General features: G+C 69.2%; 18 protein-coding genes. 4 read left to right on the forward strand and 14 right to left on the reverse strand.

The window, feature by feature from the left end; genetic code table 11:
* The first annotated feature begins 444 nt into the window (after positions 1-444).
* Both ACIPC1_RS22005 and ACIPC1_RS22010 read left to right on the forward strand, forming a co-directional pair.
* Positions 445-1116, forward strand: coding sequence for a potassium channel family protein (locus tag ACIPC1_RS22005; RefSeq protein WP_402519277.1), 672 nt, complete (start codon positions 445-447; stop codon positions 1114-1116).
* The gene (locus ACIPC1_RS22010; protein ID WP_384376375.1) at positions 1116-1793 is read left to right on the forward strand and encodes a potassium channel family protein; all 678 of its coding nucleotides are present in this window, start codon (positions 1116-1118) and stop codon (positions 1791-1793) included. The genes ACIPC1_RS22005 and ACIPC1_RS22010 overlap by 1 nt, the downstream gene beginning before the upstream one ends.
* Positions 1794-1864: 71 nt before the next feature.
* Here ACIPC1_RS22010 and ACIPC1_RS22015 read toward each other — a convergent pair whose 3' ends face one another.
* The 8 genes from ACIPC1_RS22015 to ACIPC1_RS22050 form a co-directional block, all read right to left on the reverse strand.
* Entirely contained in the window at positions 1865-2620 is a 756-nt protein-coding gene (locus ACIPC1_RS22015; RefSeq protein WP_402519280.1) for a DUF3159 domain-containing protein, read from the reverse strand.
* Positions 2621-2623: 3 nt separating this feature from the next.
* The gene (locus tag ACIPC1_RS22020; RefSeq protein WP_384376385.1) at positions 2624-3022 is read right to left on the reverse strand and encodes an OB-fold nucleic acid binding domain-containing protein; all 399 of its coding nucleotides are present in this window, start codon (positions 3020-3022) and stop codon (positions 2624-2626) included.
* Positions 3023-3068: 46 nt separating this feature from the next.
* A complete protein-coding gene (locus ACIPC1_RS22025) occupies positions 3069-3752 on the reverse strand; it encodes a response regulator (protein WP_384376388.1) in 684 nt (227 codons plus the stop codon).
* Positions 3749-6343 carry an ATP-binding protein gene (locus ACIPC1_RS22030; RefSeq protein ID WP_402519282.1) on the reverse strand — a complete coding sequence of 865 codons (2595 nt, stop codon included), beginning with the start codon at positions 6341-6343 and terminating at the stop codon, positions 3749-3751. Before ACIPC1_RS22030 ends, ACIPC1_RS22025 begins: the two co-directional genes overlap by 4 nt.
* A gap of 180 nt (positions 6344-6523) precedes the next feature.
* Positions 6524-7744, reverse strand: coding sequence for an alginate lyase family protein (locus tag ACIPC1_RS22035; protein WP_402519283.1), 1221 nt, complete (start codon positions 7742-7744; stop codon positions 6524-6526).
* A gap of 205 nt (positions 7745-7949) precedes the next feature.
* A complete protein-coding gene (locus ACIPC1_RS22040; protein ID WP_402519285.1) occupies positions 7950-8711 on the reverse strand; it encodes a DUF3710 domain-containing protein in 762 nt (253 codons plus the stop codon).
* 1 nt (position 8712) lies between these two features.
* Complete coding sequence (dut, locus tag ACIPC1_RS22045; RefSeq protein WP_402519286.1) at positions 8713-9228, reverse strand: dUTP diphosphatase; 516 nt, start codon at positions 9226-9228, stop codon at positions 8713-8715.
* Positions 9225-9809 carry a PaaI family thioesterase gene (locus tag ACIPC1_RS22050; protein ID WP_384376404.1) on the reverse strand — a complete coding sequence of 195 codons (585 nt, stop codon included), beginning with the start codon at positions 9807-9809 and terminating at the stop codon, positions 9225-9227. Before ACIPC1_RS22050 ends, dut begins: the two co-directional genes overlap by 4 nt.
* 58 nt (positions 9810-9867) lie before the next feature.
* Here ACIPC1_RS22050 and ACIPC1_RS22055 point away from each other — a divergent pair, with 58 nt between their 5' ends.
* Positions 9868-10329 carry a DUF3093 domain-containing protein gene (locus ACIPC1_RS22055; protein ID WP_402519288.1) on the forward strand — a complete coding sequence of 154 codons (462 nt, stop codon included), beginning with the start codon at positions 9868-9870 and terminating at the stop codon, positions 10327-10329.
* Between the two features lie 42 nt (positions 10330-10371).
* On the opposite strand, the gene ACIPC1_RS22060 is transcribed toward ACIPC1_RS22055, so the two are convergent.
* From ACIPC1_RS22060 to ACIPC1_RS22075, 4 genes are all read right to left on the reverse strand, one after another.
* The gene (locus tag ACIPC1_RS22060) at positions 10372-11307 is read right to left on the reverse strand and encodes a hypothetical protein (RefSeq protein ID WP_402519289.1); all 936 of its coding nucleotides are present in this window, start codon (positions 11305-11307) and stop codon (positions 10372-10374) included.
* A gap of 13 nt (positions 11308-11320) precedes the next feature.
* The gene (locus tag ACIPC1_RS22065) at positions 11321-11617 is read right to left on the reverse strand and encodes a DUF4193 domain-containing protein (protein ID WP_003997302.1); all 297 of its coding nucleotides are present in this window, start codon (positions 11615-11617) and stop codon (positions 11321-11323) included.
* Between the two features lie 392 nt (positions 11618-12009).
* Positions 12010-13257 carry a sensor histidine kinase gene (locus ACIPC1_RS22070; protein ID WP_402519290.1) on the reverse strand — a complete coding sequence of 416 codons (1248 nt, stop codon included), beginning with the start codon at positions 13255-13257 and terminating at the stop codon, positions 12010-12012.
* A 6-nt stretch (positions 13258-13263) separates the two neighbouring features.
* Entirely contained in the window at positions 13264-13917 is a 654-nt protein-coding gene (locus ACIPC1_RS22075; protein ID WP_365426214.1) for a response regulator transcription factor, read from the reverse strand.
* Between the two features lie 391 nt (positions 13918-14308).
* Between ACIPC1_RS22075 and ACIPC1_RS22080 the strand changes: the two genes are divergently transcribed.
* Positions 14309-14482: a hypothetical protein gene (locus ACIPC1_RS22080; protein ID WP_365426212.1), complete on the forward strand. Its 174-nt coding sequence runs from the start codon at positions 14309-14311 to the stop codon at positions 14480-14482.
* A gap of 172 nt (positions 14483-14654) precedes the next feature.
* Here the strand turns inward: ACIPC1_RS22080 and ACIPC1_RS22085 are convergent, their stop codons facing one another.
* Both ACIPC1_RS22085 and ACIPC1_RS22090 read right to left on the reverse strand, forming a co-directional pair.
* Entirely contained in the window at positions 14655-15470 is an 816-nt protein-coding gene (locus ACIPC1_RS22085; RefSeq protein WP_384376421.1) for an inositol monophosphatase family protein, read from the reverse strand.
* A gap of 8 nt (positions 15471-15478) precedes the next feature.
* Positions 15479-16606: a ferrochelatase gene (locus ACIPC1_RS22090; RefSeq protein ID WP_402519292.1), complete on the reverse strand. Its 1128-nt coding sequence runs from the start codon at positions 16604-16606 to the stop codon at positions 15479-15481.
* Between the last annotated feature and the right edge of the window lie 133 nt (positions 16607-16739).

Here is a 16739-nt window from a genome sequence, read left to right on the forward strand (position 1 = left end):
ATCGGCGCCACCGCCGGACTCATCGGCCTCGGAATCCTGACTCTCCTGAGCGTCCGCAGCATCAACCGCCGCTGACCCCCGCCGCCCCGCTCCCCCGCATCCACGGACGGCCGCAGCACCGCCCCGAGCACGCCGCCGCCGACTGGAGACGACAGACGGCTTCCGGTCAGTTACGTGACGCGAGACCGACGTGACCCGGATCACAGGAGCGGGCTTCCGGGGCCACCACCCCCCGTCGATCCGTACGGCTTTGCCGCTACGGTGGAGGCGGACAAGCGATGCAGACGGCTCACACCTGCGCGGGATCACCATCGGGATTCACCGGCATGATGTTGCCTAGTGGCCGAAAACAGGCCGCAGCGTGTTGCCCGGCGAGCCGAGAGAGAGCTATGAGCAGGACATTTACGCAGGTCAGTGGCCTAGCGGGGAGTGCGGGGTAAGGCCGTGCATATTGTCATCATGGGCTGCGGAAGAGTCGGTTCCGCTCTTGCCCGGACCCTGGAGCAACAGGGGCACACGGTCGCCGTGATCGACCAGGACCCCACCGCCTTCCGACGCTTGGGCTCCGGGTTCGGCGGCCGTCGCGTCACCGGAGTCGGCTTCGACCAGGACACGCTGCGCGAGGCGGGCATCGAGGAGGCCGGGGCCTTCGCCGCGGTCTCCAGCGGTGACAACTCGAACATCATCGCCGCCCGGGTGGCCCGCGAGATGTTCGGCATCGAGAACGTGGCGGCGCGCATCTACGACCCGCGCCGCGCCGAGGTCTACCAGCGCCTGGGCATCCCGACCGTGGCCACCGTCCGCTGGACGGCCGATCAGATGCTCCGCCGCCTGCTGCCCTCGGGCGCCGAGCCGCTGTGGCGCGACCCGACCGGCGGCGTACAGCTCGCCGAGGTGCACGCCTCCACCGCCTGGGTCGGTCACAAGATCAGCCGGCTCCAGGACGAGACCGGCGTACGCGTGGCCTTCCTCACCCGGCTGGGCGAGGCGGTCCTGCCCACCTCGCAGACGGTGTTGCAGGAAGGCGACCTGGTGCACGTGATGATGCGCACCTTCGACGTGGACAAGGTCGAGGCGTCCTTCGCCAAGGGCCCTGATGAGGAAGCCGGTCACTGATGAGAGTCGCCATTGCCGGTGCCGGCGCCGTGGGCCGCTCGATCGCGGGCGAGCTCCTGGAGAACGGTCACGAGATCCTGCTGATCGACAAGGCGCCCACCGCCATCTCGGTCGAGCGCGTCCCGCAGGCGGAGTGGCTGCTCGCCGACGCCTGCGAGATCACCTCCCTGGACGAGGCCGCGCTCCAGCGCTGCAACGTGGTCATCGCGGCCACCGGCGACGACAAGGTCAACCTCGTCGTCTCCCTGCTCGCGAAGACCGAGTACGGCGTCCCGCGGGTCGTCGCCCGCGTCAACAACCCCAAGAACGAGTGGCTGTTCAACGAGTCCTGGGGCGTCGACGTCGCCGTCTCCACCCCGCGCCTGATGTCGGCCCTGGTCGAGGAGGCCGTCAGCGTCGGCGACCTGGTCCGCCTGCTCCGCTTCAGCCACGGCGACGCCAACCTCGTCGAGCTGACCCTGCCGCCGGAGTCCGCCCTGGCCGGCACCCAGGTCGGCGACGTGGAGTGGCCCGAGGACACGTCCCTGGTCACCATCATCCGCGGCACCCGCGTCCTGACGCCCTCCCGGGAGGACTCCCTGGAGGCCGGCGACGAACTCCTGTTCGTGGCAGCACAGGCCCGCGAGGAGCAGTTGGAGGACCTGCTGTCGGTACGCCGCGAGGACGCGGACAACTAGCAGTTTCCGGTACGAGGATGGGGGCGCCCGGAGATCTCCGGGCGCCCCCATCCTCGTACCGGCTGGAGTGCTTACGCCTCTCGGCGGTGGCTGGTGGGCGCGGTGTCGCCGCGCTCCTGGGCGAGCGCTGACTTGCGCTCGTTCTCCGCCTGCTCCTCGGCCTCCATCTCGGCGAACACGTCGATCGGCGGCGGCGCCTTCGCGAGGAAGACCCAGGTGAGCCAGACGGCGAGCAGGAAGGGCGGGATCTTTAGGGCGATCAGGACCCAGCCGAACTGGGTGGTGTCGGCCCACCAGTAGAGCGGGAAGAGGACCGCGCACTTGGCGAGCAGGATCAGGCCCCAGGCCCAACTGGCCTTCGCGTACGCCTTCTTGCGACCAGGGTTACGGGTGCGCCAGGAGAGGTTCTCCTTGAAGACCGGGCCGAGGATCAGGCCGATCAGGGGGACGCCCGCGAGGGTGGTGATGATGTAGGCGAGGGCCAGGCCGAGCGTGTAGAGCATGCCTGGCAGATAGAAGTCCTTCGCGTTGCCCGTCATCATCGCGAAGATCACACCGAAGGCGACGCCGAAGACGCCGCTGAAGGCGTGCTTGACGGTGTCCTTCATGACCAGCCGGACCACGACGAGCAGCACGGACATGGCAAGGGCGGCGATGGCCGCCGAATGCAGGTCCTTGTTGATCGTGAAGATGGTGACGAAGAGGAGGCCGGGCACGACCGTCTCGACCATGCCCCGCACACCGCCGAACGCCTCGAAGAGCGCGGCCTCCGTCACCGCCCTCGCGTCCTGCTGGGGGTCTTCGGTCGGCTTGTCGAGCGACGTCACCGGCTACTCCCGTCCAAGCGGTCTGAGTTCGTATTTCGGGTTGAACAGCACCCTACGGCCCCGGCTCATGGAGACGCGGCCCGATGCGATGAGTTTGCGCCCCGGCTCGATGCCCACGATGGAGCGCCGGCCGAGCCACACCACGTCCAGGGCCGCCGAGCCGTCGAACAGCTCGGCCTCCAGGGCCGGGACTCCGGCGCGTGGCCGCAGAGTGACCGTGCGCAAGGTACCAGTAACGGTCACGATCTGTCGGTCGTGGCAGTCACCGATACGCGTGCAGCCCGCGGTCTCGGCGTCCTCGCGCAGCTCCTCGGACTCCAGGTCCTCCTGGGACGAGGAGAGCCTGTCCAGCATGCGCCGGAACCGGCCCGCAGACTTTTCGGAACCAGGAACAGCACTCATACCGAAAGCGTACCGGGGAGCGCTGACAGCGTCGTACCCACAAGGGTCAGCGCTCGAACCGGTATCCCATCCCCGGCTCGGTGATGAAGTGCCGCGGATGCGAGGGGTCCACCTCCAGCTTGCGGCGCAGCTGCGCCATGTAGACCCGCAGATAGTTCGTCTCCGTGCCGTACGACGGCCCCCAGACCTCCTGGAGCAGCTGTTTCTGGCTGACCAGGCGGCCGGTGTGGCGCACCAGGACCTCCAGGAGGTGCCACTCCGTGGGGGTCAGGCGCACATCGCGACCGTCGCGGTTGACCTTCTTGGCGGCCAGGTCGACGGTGAAGTCCTCGGTCTCGACGATCACGTCGTCCTCACCGCCCCCGGTGGGTTCCGCGCGGCGGACGGCGGCGCGCAGCCGGGCCAGCAACTCGTCCATGCCGAAGGGCTTGGTGACGTAGTCGTCGGCGCCCGCGTCGAGGGCCTCGACCTTCTCGTCCGAGGAGTGCCGGGCGGAGAGCACCAGGATGGGCACCCTGGTCCAGCCGCGCAGCCCCCTGATGACCTCGACGCCGTCCATGTCGGGCAGACCGAGGTCGAGCACGACGACGTCGGGGTGCCGGGCGGCGGCGAGCTGGAGCGCGGTGGCGCCGTCGGGGGCCGCGTCGACCTCGTACTTGCGTGCCTTCAGGTTGATGACGAGGGCTCGCGTGATCTGGGGCTCGTCGTCGACCACGAGGACCCGGGTCATGAGGCCTGCCTTTCTGCTGATGGTGCTGACGCATCTGCCGCTGATGGTTCCGATGCTGCTGACGCAGGTGTTGATACCGCGGTGGTCGGGTCGGGGCGACTGGGCACCGCCCGGAGCGTGAGCACCATGGTGAGTCCGCCGCCGGGGGTGTCCTCGGCGTTCAGGGTGCCGCCCATGGCCTCGGCGAAACCGCGGGCGACCGCGAGGCCGAGGCCCACGCCGGCGCCGCGCGGGGCGTCGCCGTAGCGCTGGAAGGGCTCGAAGATGCGGTCCTTGGCCTCGTCGGGGACACCGGGGCCGCGGTCCACGACCCGCATCTCCACCCGGTCGGCCATGGCGCTCGCCGACACCAGGACGAGTTCGTCGGCGGGACTGTACTTGACGGCGTTCTCCACGAGGTTGGCGACAGCTCGCTCCAGTAGTCCGGCGTCGACGGCGATCATCGGCAGACTCTCCGGGATGTCCAGCTCGACGCTGTCCTCGGGTACGCCGCCGAGCGCCATCGGGACCACCTCGTCGAGGTCGATCTCGCGGACCAGCGGGGACACCGTGCCGGTCTGGAGGCGGGACATGTCCAGCAGGTTGCCCACCAGGTGGTCGAGGCGGTCCGCGCCGTCCTCGATGCCCTCGAGGAGCTCCGCCTGGTCCTCCTGAGACCAGGCCACGTCGTCCGAGCGCAGGGACGTGACAGCCGCCTTGATGCCCGCGAGGGGAGTGCGGAGATCGTGGCTGACGGCCGCCAGCAAGGCCGTACGGATGCGGTTGCCCTCGGCCAGCTCCTTCGCCTGGTCGGCCTCGTGCTGAAGGCGCTGGCGGTCCAGCACCACCACGGCCTGCGCGGCGAAGGCCGCCAGAACACGCCGGTCGGAAGCCGGCAGTACCCGTCCGGAGAGCGCCAGCGCCATGTGGTCGCCCACCGGGATGTCGACGTCCGCGTTCTCGGGACGGACGCACGGGCGCGGCCCCACACTCCCCGCGCATGTCCACGGATCGACGTCGCTCTCCCGCTCCAGCAGCGCCACCGACTCCATCCCGAACGTCTCCCGGACCCGCTCCAACAGCGCCTCCAGGCTGTTCTCCCCCCGCAGCACACTGCCCGCCAGGAACGAAAGGATCTCCGACTCGGCGCGCAACCGGGCCGCCTGGTGGGTCCGCCGGGCCGCCAGGTCCACCACCGACGCCACGGACACGGCGACCCCGAAGAAGATCGCGATGGCGACGATGTTCTTGGGATCGGCGATCGTCAGCCGGTGCAGCGGTGGCGTGTAGTAGTAGTTCAGCAGCAGGGAACCGAAGGCCGCCGAGGCGAGCGCCGGGTACAGGCCGCCGAGCAGAGCCGCCGCCACCGTCAACGCCAGGAACAGCAGCATGTCGTTGGCGAGGCCCAGATCGACCGTGTTCAGGAAGAGTGCGAGGACCACCGGGGCCGCCACGCCGACGATCCAGCCCCAGATGATCCGGGACCGGCCGAGCCGCGCACCCCGCGCCACCGGCAGCCCCCGCCCCTTGCCCGCCTCGTCGTGGGTGACGATGTGCACGTCCAGGTCGGAGCCCGACTCGCGGGCCACGGTGGCGCCGACGCCGGGGCCGAACACGTACTGCCAGGTCTTGCGGCGCGAGGAGCCGAGCACGATCTGCGTGGCGTTGACACCCCGCGCGAAGTCCAGGAGCGCGGCCGGGATGTCGTCCCCGACGACGTGGTGGAAGGTGCCGCCGAGATCCTCGACGAGGGTGCGCTGGACAGCCAGCTCCTTGGGCGAGGCGGAGGTCAGCCCGTCGCTGCGGGCGATGTAGACGGCCAGCACCTCGCCGCCCGCACCCTTCTCCGCCAGCCGCGCCGCACGCCGGATCAGCGTCCGGCCCTCCGGACCGCCGGTCAGCCCCACCACGATCCGCTCCCGCGAACCCCAGATCTTCTTGACGCTGTGATCGGTTCGGTACTCCGTGAGGTACTCGTCGACCCGGTCCGCGACCCAGAGCAGCGCCAGCTCGCGCAGAGCGGTGAGGTTGCCGGGGCGGAAGTAGTTCGACAACGCCGCGTCGACCTTGTCGGACTTGTAGACGTTCCCGTGCGCCATCCGCCGCCGCAGCGCCTGTGGCGACATGTCGACCAGCTCGATCTGGTCCGCCCGCCGGACCACCTCGTCCGGAACGGTCTCCCGCTGCCGTACACCCGTGATCGACTCCACCACGTCGCCCAGCGACTCGAGATGCTGGATGTTGACCGTGGAGACGACATCGATCCCGGCCGCGAGCAGTTCCTCCACGTCCTGCCAGCGCTTGGCGTTCCTCGAACCGGGGACATTGGTGTGGGCGAGTTCGTCGACCAGGGCGACCTGGGGGTGCCGGGCCAGTACGGCGTCCACGTCCATCTCGGTGAAGAGGGAGCCGCGGTACTCCAGCTCCTTGCGCGGGACCTGCTCCAGGCCGTGCAGCATCACCTCGGTACGCGCGCGACGGTGGTGCTCGACGAACGCGACCACACAGTCGGTGCCCCGCTCGACGCGCCGGTGCGCCTCGGAGAGCATCGCGTACGTCTTGCCGACGCCCGGTGCCGCGCCCAGGTAGATCCGAAGCTTGCCGCGTCCCATGGCCCCTATTGTCTTCCCGTCACCGCTGTGTACGCAGCGTCGACCTTACGGCCAATAATCCCGGCAAAAGGGACGGGGGGCTGGGCGGAGGGCGTTTTGACACAACCCTGACGGCCGGGCACCCGTGTCACTGGTGGGCACCCGGCCGCGGAACGGTTCAGCTGAGGTCGTCCCCGTACGTCAGCTGAGGTTGTCCCCCTGGGTCAGGGTCTCCCAGGCGACGAACAGGTTGTTGGTGCCGGACGGACGGTTCTGCAGGGTAAGGGTCTGGGTGTTCGACATGGCATATCCGAGGCGGTTGTGCATGGCGTTGTAGCCGACCTCGGTGACCGGTCCGAGCCCGAGGGTGAGGGACCCGCCGCACAGTGAGCTCGGCACCGCCTCACCCAGCTGGTACTTGGCCTGGAACCCGAGCGCCTGGCGCAGCCGCTCGCCCACGTCGGTGGTGTACAGGTCGATGCCCTGGATCCGGCTGGTCTCCGCGACGTGCGAGATGGAGGAGATGCCGTACCCGGTGTGCACGAAGTCGCGGCACGTCTCCTGGGTGAGGCCGGTGGTGAAGGTCGACTGGCCCTGCCAGTAGGCGACGATCTTGGCCGTAGTGTCGAGGTTCTGGCTCGGCACGGTCTTCGGCACGGCGCCGTCGGAGGAGAGGTAGATGTACGCGGCGGTACGGGTACGGAACTTCGCCATGGCGGAGTCCCACACCGTCTTGTCCTCCAGGAAGACGGAGATGCCGATGGCGGCCTCCATCATCGTCAGCTCCCAGTTCCCGTTGGAATTGGAGCCGTTGATGATCTCGGGCAGGTAGACGTTGCGCAGCATGGTCCCGAAGCGCGCGGAGTTGGTCCAGGTGCTGGTGTACGTGTACTTGATGATCTCGGCGGCCTTGGTCCACGAGGACCCGGCCCAGCCGGTCTGTAGAGGCGCGTTGCTGTTGGTGTGGTCGGTGATCGTGGCCGACCAGGCGTCCATCAGCTGGATGGACTTCTGCGCGTAGCGGACATCGCGGGTGATGTACCAGGCGAGAGCGGTCGTGTACGCGGCTATCGCGTCCTCACGCTCGTCGGTGCAGCCGTTGTTGGGGTTCGAGTACGAGCCGCACTCGACGACCGAGCGCGGGAGAGGGGTGCGTGTCAGCGAGGCGTACTTGCTCGCCAGCATCTGGTCGTACGCGGCCTTCCACGGCTGGGCGCCGGCGAGGACCTGGGTGCGGGCGAAGTCCAGCTGCCCCCTGGAGACGTCGACTCCAGGGTGGACGAAGGTGGCCGGCGCGGCTTCGGCCTTCTGCTGGGTGCCGGGCAGCGAGAGCAGTGCGGCCACCAGGGCGGCGGTCGTGGCGACGGTGACGAGGAAAGCCGGGCGCCGTCTGGGGAGACGGACTGTGGGGGTTCCGGTCATGTGAGGGAATCCGTTCTCGTATGTGAACGACGCACTGAGGACTGAACACACGCGTTGGCCGGGACCATAGGTCCAGACCAACTTTCCGTCAAGGCCTGCCGGAGAACGCGCACCTCAACTGCCCTCCGGGAAGAAGGACTCGGGCATACGAAAGGGCCGCACCCCCTGTGCAGGGGATACGGCCCGACTCTCGTACTGAGAAGCGCTAGCGAACCTCGGTGGTCTCCGGCCCGCGCTGCAACTGCCCCATTCCGCCGGAGAAGCGGGAACCGGCCTGCTCCTCCTGCTGGACACCCTCGGGGACCATCTGCGCGTCGTTCGGCAGCTTCAGGACGATCGGGTCGCGAGGGGCCATCGGACCCTCACCACGCACGACGACCGTGTCCCGGAAGATCTGCTCAAGGAGCCCTGCGGCCTGCGGCTGCACCGCGCCCTGCCCGGAGATCACTCCGCGCAGGAACCAACGGGGGCCGTCCACGCCGACGAACCGTACGACCTGGAAACCGCCCGTGCCGTCCGGCAGCTGCACCGGAACCTGCGCGCGCAGCTCCCAGCCCAGCGGGCCCTCGACCTCGTCGATGACACCGCCCTGCTGGGTGATGCCCGAGGCGATCTCCTCACGCACCTCGCCCCAGATGCCCTCACGCTTGGGAGCGGCGAAGGCCTGCAGCTGGATGGCGCTGTCCTTCAGGACGACGGTGGCCGCGACGATCGCGTCGCCCGCGACCTCCACCCGCAGCTCCATGCCGTCGACTCCGGGCACCAGAATGCCGCCCAGGTCGACACGGCCCTCGGCGGGCTCGCGCACCTCCGAGTCGTCCCAGGGCCCGTCGGGCCGCGGCTCCGGTTCGAGCCTCACCCGCTCCCGATCCGTCTCGTCCGCCTCAGTGTCGACGCCGTCGACGACCTGCTCGGCCTCGCCCGCCGCGTCCTCGGCGGCACTGCCCTTCTTGCGACGTCCGAACACGTCACTGTCCTTCCCGGTCGGATACGACCGAAGCGTATCGATTCCCACCCGCCCCGCCGCCCACGGCGGCATGACCGCCGGTGGACCCGAAGCCCCCTGCGGCCCGCACCGAGTCGGGAAGCTCCGCGACCTCCTGGAAGCGGACCTTCTCGACCTGCTGGACGACCAGTTGGGCAATCCGGTCGAAGCGCTCGAACCGCACGGACTCGCGCGGGTCGAGATTCACCACGATCACCTTGATCTCCCCACGGTACCCGGCATCCACCGTCCCCGGGGCATTCACGAGAGCGACACCGCAGCGGGCGGCCAGCCCGGAACGGGGGTGTACGAAGGCCGCGTACCCCTCCGGCAGCGCGACAGACACTCCCGTGGGCAGAACGGCCCGTTCACCCGGTTCCAGTTCACATCTCTCGGTGGTACGCAGATCCGCTCCCGCGTCACCGGGGTGCGCGTACTCGGGAAGCGGGACTTCCGGGTCGACGCGCCTGATCAGCACATCCACAGGACTACGGGTCACGGGTTCACCTCGAAGGCGCGTGCGCGCCTGACCTGGTCGGGGTCGTTCATGGCCACCTGGATCTCCTCCTGGCGACCGTTGTCGATGAAGTGGTCGACCTTCACCTCGATGAAGAGGGCGTCGGCGCGGACGGCGACGGGCCCCTCGGGGCCGCCGATCCGCCCGGTCGCGGTCGAGTAGATCTTGCGGCCGGCCACCGCCGTGACCTCGGCCTGCAGGAACAGTACGGTGCCGACGGGCACGGGCCGTACGAAGTCCGTCTCCAGCCGTCCCGTCACCGCGATGGTCCGCAGCAGCCAGTTCAGCGAGCCGAGCGTCTCGTCGAGCGCGCTGGCGAGCACCCCGCCGTGCGCAAGACCGGGGGCACCCTGATGAGCGGCCCGCACGGTGAACTCCGCGGTGATCCGGACCCCCTCGCCCGCACGCGCTTCGAGGTGCAGCCCATGGGCCTGGCCGTCGCCGCACCCGAAACACTGCCCATAGTGCGCACCGAGGAGTTCACCGGGCGGGGGTGCGTCGGGGTGCCGCACCGGCGCGACGGCGTCGGCGGGAGGCTTCAGAGCTGCGGAAGTACCACTCACAGCCGCAGACCTTACCCGCGCGTCAAGCCAAGAGACGCCCCGTGCCAAGCTTGACTTCATGCAGCTCTCCGCCCCGCCATACGAAGAACGCCTCAACGCGCCCCGAACCTGGTGGCTGGTCTGCTTCCTGGTGGGGGTCTCGATGGCCCTGATCTTCCTCCCGTTCGGTGCGCTTCCGCTGCTGGGCGGTCTGGTCGGCGGCACCGCGGTCGCGGCGGTCGTGACGAGTTCGTACGGCTCGATCCGCATCCGGATCGTGGGCGACTCGCTGATCGCGGGTGACGCGAAGATCCCGGTCGCGGCTCTCGGCGATGCCGTGATCATGGACCAGGAGGAGGCGCGCGCCTGGCGCACGTTCAAGGCCGACACCCGCGCCTTCATGCTCCTGCGCGCCTACATCCCGACGGCCCTTCGCGTCGAGGTCACCGACCCGCAGGACCCGACCCCGTACCTGTACCTCTCGACCCGGGAGCCGGAGCGCCTGGCAGCGGCGCTGGAAGCCGCGCGGGCGACGGCGTAGGGGCCCGGCCGCCGCAGGCAGGACAGGACAGGTGGGGCGAGCTCAGTTCCCGAGCTCCTTGGGGATCTCCCCCATCCGAAGGGGGTCGGCGGGCGCCTCGAGCGGCGGCAGTTCCGCAAGCGCGTCCCACGGCACCTGGGACTTACGCAGGTCCTTGCGGATGTGCTCCGCGAGCCGTCTGGTGTCGCGGCGGTTCATGACCGCTCCGACCGCCGCGCCGACCATGAACGGCATCAGGTTGGGCAGGTCCCGAACCATGCGCTTCATGATCTGCTGACGCAGCTGACGCTTCATGGGGCCGCCCAGCGCGGCGTTGAGCGACGCCACCTTCGTCACGTCGATCCCGCGCTCGGTGGACCAGGAGTTCAGATACCCCGTGCTGCGCTGCGTCAGGTTCCCGGGCGGCCGGACGCCGTACACCTCGTGCAGTTCGGCGATCAGCTTCAGCTCGATCGCGGCGACGCCGGTGATCTCGGCGGCGATCTCGGTGGGCATCGCGGGCGGCACCGGAAGCATGGCGGCCGCGCCGATGCCGGCGCCCACCGCCGACGTCGCGTTGGCCGCGCCGGCGACGAGCTTGTCGGCGAGCTGCTCCGCGGTCAGGCCGGGGAACTGCCGACGGAGGGTCGCGAGGTCCCGTACGGGGATGCGCGGAGCGATGTCGATGATGCGGTCGGCAAGGTAGGACAGGCCTGCTCTCGCTCTGCTGCTGCCCTTGCGAACGCCTTCCTTGACTCCGTCACGGACGGCGGCCGCACGGCGCTTTGCCGCGGGCGCCGGGGTGTCCATGGGCACCAGTTCGCCGACGGGCGCCGAAGCCCCTGCCGACGTCGTGGCGGGCGGCCGGTCGAGCGAGGCTGATCCTGGTCGGGAAGAGCCCCGCTCGTCGTCACGCACGCCTTCAGGGCCGTCTGACGGCCCTTCGTCCGCTCCTCGTCCGGAGGAACGGCGCTTCCAGGGAGGGGTCGAGCCAGTCACGGCCGACCCCGCCTCAGTCGCAGTCGCGGCAGATCGGCTGGCCGTTCTTCTCTCGGGCCAGCTGGCTGCGGTGGTGCACCAGGAAGCAGCTCATGCAAGTGAACTCGTCCTGCTGCTTGGGCAGCACCCGGACGGCCAGCTCCTCGTTCGAGAGGTCCGCGCCGGGCAGTTCCAGGCCTTCTGCGGCCTCGAACTCATCCACGTCTACAGACGACGTCGACTTGTCGTTCCGGCGAGCCTTCAGTTCCTCAAGGCTGTCCGAATCGACGTCGTCGTCGGTCTTGCGTGGGGTGTCGTAATCCGTTGCCATGTCGCTCTCCCCCTCTGGGTGTCTGCGGTGTCTCAGCGCACGTAACGCGTGAGAGGCCGGACTTGTGCCCGACCCGAGGCGGAGATTTTGCCTCACATCAAGGTCTGTTACTCAATCGACACCCAACCGGACTCCTCAAGAGTGATCGGCTTGGATGGCGATGCGGACCGTACACGGTCCGCAGGCCGCACTTCAAAGGCGTCCCACCGTGTACTTCCCGTGATCTGGACCCCCGAAAACCCGGATTATCCCGGCTTTACGGCGGCCTTCTTGATCACGGAGAGTGGAAGGCCGGATATATGCCCTTGTGATCGATCACACACGAGCCTCCCGGACGTATGCCCAGGAAATTCCGCGCAAAGCGAACATCCTCGCGTGTCGGCGACATGGTCTCAGATCGGCAGGGTGACTCGCATCACGAGCCCACCTCCTTCGCGCGGCTCAGCGACGATATGCCCCCCGTGCGCACGGGCCACCGACCGGGCAATCGACAGGCCAAGGCCCACACCCTTGTCGCTACCTGTGCGCTCCGTACGCAGCCGCCGGAAGGGCTCGAAAAGATTGTCGATCTCGTACGCGGGAACCACCGGCCCTGTGTTCGATACCACCAGGACCGCCTGGCCGTGCTGAACCTGAGTCGTGACCTCGACCCAGCCGTCCTGCGGCGCGTTGTACCGGACGGCGTTCTGGACGAGGTTCAGGGCGATCCGCTCAAGGAGGACACCGTTGCCCGGGACGACCGCCGGGGGACACTTCACGCGGATCTCCACGCCCTTGGCGTCCGCCTCGGCACGCACCTGGTCGACGGCCCGCGAAGCGACCTCGGCGAGGTCCACGGGCTTGCGCTCGACGATCTGGTTGTCACTGCGGGCGAGCAGCAGTAGGCCCTCCACGAGCTGCTCACTGCGCTCGTTGGTGGCGAGCAGGGTCTTGCCGAGCTGTTGCAGTTCCGCCGGCGCCGCGGGATCGGAGAGATGCACCTCAAGAAGCGTGCGGTTGATCGCCAGCGGCGTCCGCAGCTCGTGAGAGGCGTTGCCCACGAAGCGCTGCTGAGCGGTGAAGGCCCGCTGGAGCCGCTCCAACATGTCGTCGAAGGTGTCCGCGAGCTCCTTCAACTCGTCGTCCGGGCCGTCCAGTTCGATCCGCCGGGAGAGGTCCGAGCCCGCCACCGCGCGCGCGGTGCGGGTGATCCGGCCGAGCGGCGCGAGCACCCGGCCCGCCATCGCGTAGCCGAAGGCGAAGGCGATGATGGCGAGGCCGAGCAGGGCGAGCAGGGAGCGGCTGAGCAGGTTGTCCAGGGCGGCCTGGCGCTGGTGGTCGATGCAGGCGCTGATCGAGGCGTTGAACTCGGTGAGCGTCTGGTTACCGGCATTGACCGCGGGGCAGTTGTCGCTGGCGACCTTGATATCGGTGCCGCTGACGATCTTGAAGAGAGGCTCTGCACCGGTGTTCAGCGCCTGCGCGGCGAGCAGATAGATGATCGACAGCAGCATGATGCCGGCGATCAGGAACATGCCGCCGTACAGCAGCGTCAGCCTTATCCGGATGGTGGGCCTCAGCCAGGGGAACGGAGTCTCCACCCGCCTGGGGTCCCACGTGGGCTTCGGAGGCGCCGTGGGAGGCGCGGGGGTCGTGGTCACCGTGGCTCAGATCCGGTAACCGGAACCGGGCACGGTGACGATCACGGGGGGCTCCCCGAGCTTGCGGCGCAGGGTCATGACCGTGACCCGTACAACGTTGGTGAAGGGGTCCGTGTTCTCGTCCCAGGCCTTCTCCAGGAGCTGCTCGGCCGAGACGACGGCGCCCTCGCTGCGCAGCAGCACCTCCAGGACGGCGAACTCCTTGGGCGCGAGCTGGACTTCCTTGCCGTCGCGGAAGACCTCGCGGCGGTTGGGGTCGAGTTTGATCCCGGCGCGCTCCAGGACCGGCGGCAGCGGCAGGCTCGTACGACGTCCCAGAGCACGCACGCGTGCCGTCAGCTCGCTGAACGCGAACGGCTTGGGGAGATAGTCGTCCGCGCCGATCTCCAGGCCCTCGACGCGGTCGCTGACGTCGCCGGAAGCCGTGAGCATCAGCACGCGCGTGGGCATGCCGAGCTCGACGATCTTGCGGCAGACGTCGTCTCCGTGCACGAGCGGGAGGTCGCGGTCCAGGACCACCACGTCGTAGTCGTTGACTCCGACGCGCTCAAGGGCGGCCGCGCCGTCGTACACGACGTCGACGGCCATGGCCTCCCGGCGCAGTCCGGTGGCCACCGCATCGGCGAGCAGTTGCTCGTCCTCGACGACGAGTACGCGCACGTCGCTTGTCCTTCCTCTGTCCACTCGCGTAGCGCCTCTTCGGCGCATGCGAGCGGGGCCCTGTCGTTGGTAAGGCCTCCATCCTGCCCTTTTCGGCCATAAGTCGGCTGTAAGACGGGGGGAGCGTGGGGGAATGCCAGATTTTCTCGTGCGGTTGAGGTTTCCACGGAAGGGAGTGGGGGGACGACAGCTTTACACCCCGCGATCACGCTCTGCTTGTGGCAAGCCACCTTGTGGTATGTCCAACCGCTTTCCGCAGAGTGGGCGTGGGTGTCCGGCACCGTCGCCGCCCGGCAGGGCAGCGCTGGGCACCCCTTGGAGACGTGATCGCCCCTTCTGAACGGCACACCCCCGTGCCATCGACCCACAACCCAGGACGAGGGGGCGCAGCATGGACGCATTCACCGCAGGACTTCTGCAGCGCATAAGGGCTACCGAGTCCGACCTGACGCGGGCTCGCGAGACAGGCGACGACTTCCTCGCGGAGGTCGAGCAGGCCGAGCTCGACGACCTGCACCGCCTCGCCGCCGAACACGGTGTACAGGTAGGCGCTACACGCGTCTGATCAGTTCCTCATTCCGCTTCTCCAGCTCTTCGGTTCTTCAGTTCGGCTCTTCAGCTCTTCACCAGATTCTTCATTCGTACGAGAGCGGGCCCCGGCATCGATCCAGTGCCGGGGCCCCGCTCCGTTCGGCGCCTGTTGCAGACGCCGGTCGTTCGCGCTGTTGTACGCGCCGTCAGTCGTGCCAGGCGCCGAACTCCTCCAGGAGTCGCTGGAGGGGCTCGAAGACACCGGGAGAGGCTGCCACCGCCAGATCGCCTCCGGGGCGCTCACCGGGGCGCCCACCGGTCAGGGCGCCCGCCTCACGGGCGATCAGGTCGCCCGCCGCGAGGTCCCAGGGGTGGAGCCCGCGCTCGTAGTAGCCGTCGAGGCGGCCGGCCGCGACGTCGCACAGGTCGACCGCCGCGGAGCCGGAGCGCCGGATGTCGCGGAGCAGCGGGATCAGCCGCTGGGCGACGGCGGCCTGGTGGGTCTTGACCTCGGTCACGTAGTTGAAGCCGGTGGAGACCAGGGCCTGGTCCAGGGACGGCGACGGGCGGCAGTTCAGCCGGCGCTCGCCGACCCAGGCTCCGGTGGCCCGGGCGCCCCGGCCGCGTACCGCGTGGTAGGTCTCGCCGCGCATCGGCGCCGCGACGACTCCGACGACGGTCTCGCCGTTCTGTTCGGCGGCGATGGACACCGCCCAGGTGGGCAGCCCGTACAGGTAGTTGACGGTGCCGTCGAGCGGGTCGATGACCCAGCGGATGCCGCTGGTGCCCTCCGTGGCGGCGCCCTCCTCGCCGAGGAAGCCGTCGGCGGGCCGGTGCTGGGTGATCAGGTCGGTGATCAGCTTCTCGGCGGCGATGTCCATCTCGGTGACGACGTCGATCGGGCTGGACTTGGTCGCGGCGACCGTGAGGTGCGCCGGGCGTCCGTCCCGCAGCAGCTCACCGGCGCTACGGGCGGCCTGGTGGGCGAGCTGGAGCAGTTCGGTGTGCAGGGGCTCGATCACGGGGCTCCTCAGGCGTACGGGCTGTCGGCGCCCGCGGCGGCGGGCTTCGGGGCACGGGCCGGGCAACAGCCCGCCGGGCACAGGTCGTGACTCGCGCCGAGAGCCCCCAGGGCGCAGGGTGTCACCTGCCGTCCGCTCTCGGTCGCGGCGCGCTCCAGGACGAGTTCACGGATCGCCGCGGCGAACCGCGGGTCGGCGCCCACGGTGGCCGAGCGGCGCACCGGCAGACCCAGTTCGGCCGCCTTGGCGGTGGCCTCCGTGTCGAGGTCGTACAGCACCTCCATGTGGTCGGACACGAATCCGATGGGCGCCATCACGACGGCCGGGACGCCGGCGCCGTGCAGCTCCTCCAGGTGGTCGCAGATGTCGGGCTCCAGCCACGGGATGTGCGGGGCTCCGGAGCGCGACTGGTAGACGAGCTGCCAGGGATGGTCGATCCCGGTCTCCTCGCGCACCGCGTCGACGATCAGCCGGGCGACGTCCAGGTGCTCCTTGACGTACGCGCCGCCGTCGCCGTGGTCCCCGAGGGGCCCCGAGGTGTCGGCGGCGGCGTCCGGGATCGAGTGCGTCGTGAAGGCGAGCTGCGCGCCCTGCCGTACGTCCACGGGGAGTTCGGCCAGGGACTTCAGCACGCCGTCCATCATCGGGCGTACGAAGCCGGGGTGGTTGAAGTAGTGCCGCAGCTTGTCGACCTTCGGCAGGTCCAGGGCCTCGGCCTCAAGGGTGGCCAGGGCCTCGGCGAGGTTCTCGCGGTACTGACGGCAGCCCGAGTACGAGGCGTACGCGCTGGTGGCGAGAACCAGGACGCGGCGCCGGCCGTCGGCGACCAGTTCGCGCAGGGTGTCGGTCAGGTACGGCGCCCAGTTGCGGTTGCCCCAGTACACCGGCAGGTCCAGGCCGTGGTCGGCGAAGTCCTTGCGGAGCGCGTCTAGCAGGGCGCGGTTCTGGTCGTTGATGGGGCTGACCCCGCCGAACTGGAAGTAGTGCCGACCCACCTCCTTGAGTCGTTCCTTGGGGATGCCGCGCCCCCGCGTCACGTTCTCCAGGAACGGGACCACGTCGTCGGGTCCTTCCGGGCCGCCGAACGAGAGCAGGAGCAGGGCGTCGTAGGGGGTGGCATCGAGCACGTCTGGCATGCCTTCGATCCTGCCACCCGTCGCTGACAGGCGGACAACGGCCACCGGACAAGCGTCCGAGGGCGTGCGTTCAAGCGTCCGAGGGCGTGCGTTAGGGTCACCTCACCCGTAAGCTGTATCGGCCAGATTCACG

Source organism: Streptomyces sp. NPDC087263 (genome assembly GCF_044744645.1).
Taxonomy (GTDB): domain Bacteria; phylum Actinomycetota; class Actinomycetes; order Streptomycetales; family Streptomycetaceae; genus Streptomyces.

Excerpts from the sequence above, each read along its gene's own strand:
- ACIPC1_RS22080 (WP_365426212.1), top strand. The coding sequence starts at position 14,309 with ATGGACGCATTCACCGCAGGACTTCTGCAGCGCATAAGGGCTACCGAG.
- ACIPC1_RS22055 (WP_402519288.1), top strand. The coding sequence starts at position 9,868 with ATGCAGCTCTCCGCCCCGCCATACGAAGAACGCCTCAACGCGCCCCGA.
- ACIPC1_RS22010 (WP_384376375.1), top strand. The coding sequence starts at position 1,116 with ATGAGAGTCGCCATTGCCGGTGCCGGCGCCGTGGGCCGCTCGATCGCG.
- ACIPC1_RS22065 (WP_003997302.1), bottom strand. The coding sequence starts at position 11,617 with ATGGCAACGGATTACGACACCCCACGCAAGACCGACGACGACGTCGAT.
- ACIPC1_RS22020 (WP_384376385.1), bottom strand. The coding sequence starts at position 3,022 with ATGAGTGCTGTTCCTGGTTCCGAAAAGTCTGCGGGCCGGTTCCGGCGC.
- ACIPC1_RS22025 (WP_384376388.1), bottom strand. The coding sequence starts at position 3,752 with ATGACCCGGGTCCTCGTGGTCGACGACGAGCCCCAGATCACGCGAGCC.
- ACIPC1_RS22035 (WP_402519283.1), bottom strand. The coding sequence starts at position 7,744 with ATGACCGGAACCCCCACAGTCCGTCTCCCCAGACGGCGCCCGGCTTTC.
- ACIPC1_RS22090 (WP_402519292.1), bottom strand. The coding sequence starts at position 16,606 with ATGCCAGACGTGCTCGATGCCACCCCCTACGACGCCCTGCTCCTGCTC.
- ACIPC1_RS22030 (WP_402519282.1), bottom strand. The coding sequence starts at position 6,343 with ATGGGACGCGGCAAGCTTCGGATCTACCTGGGCGCGGCACCGGGCGTC.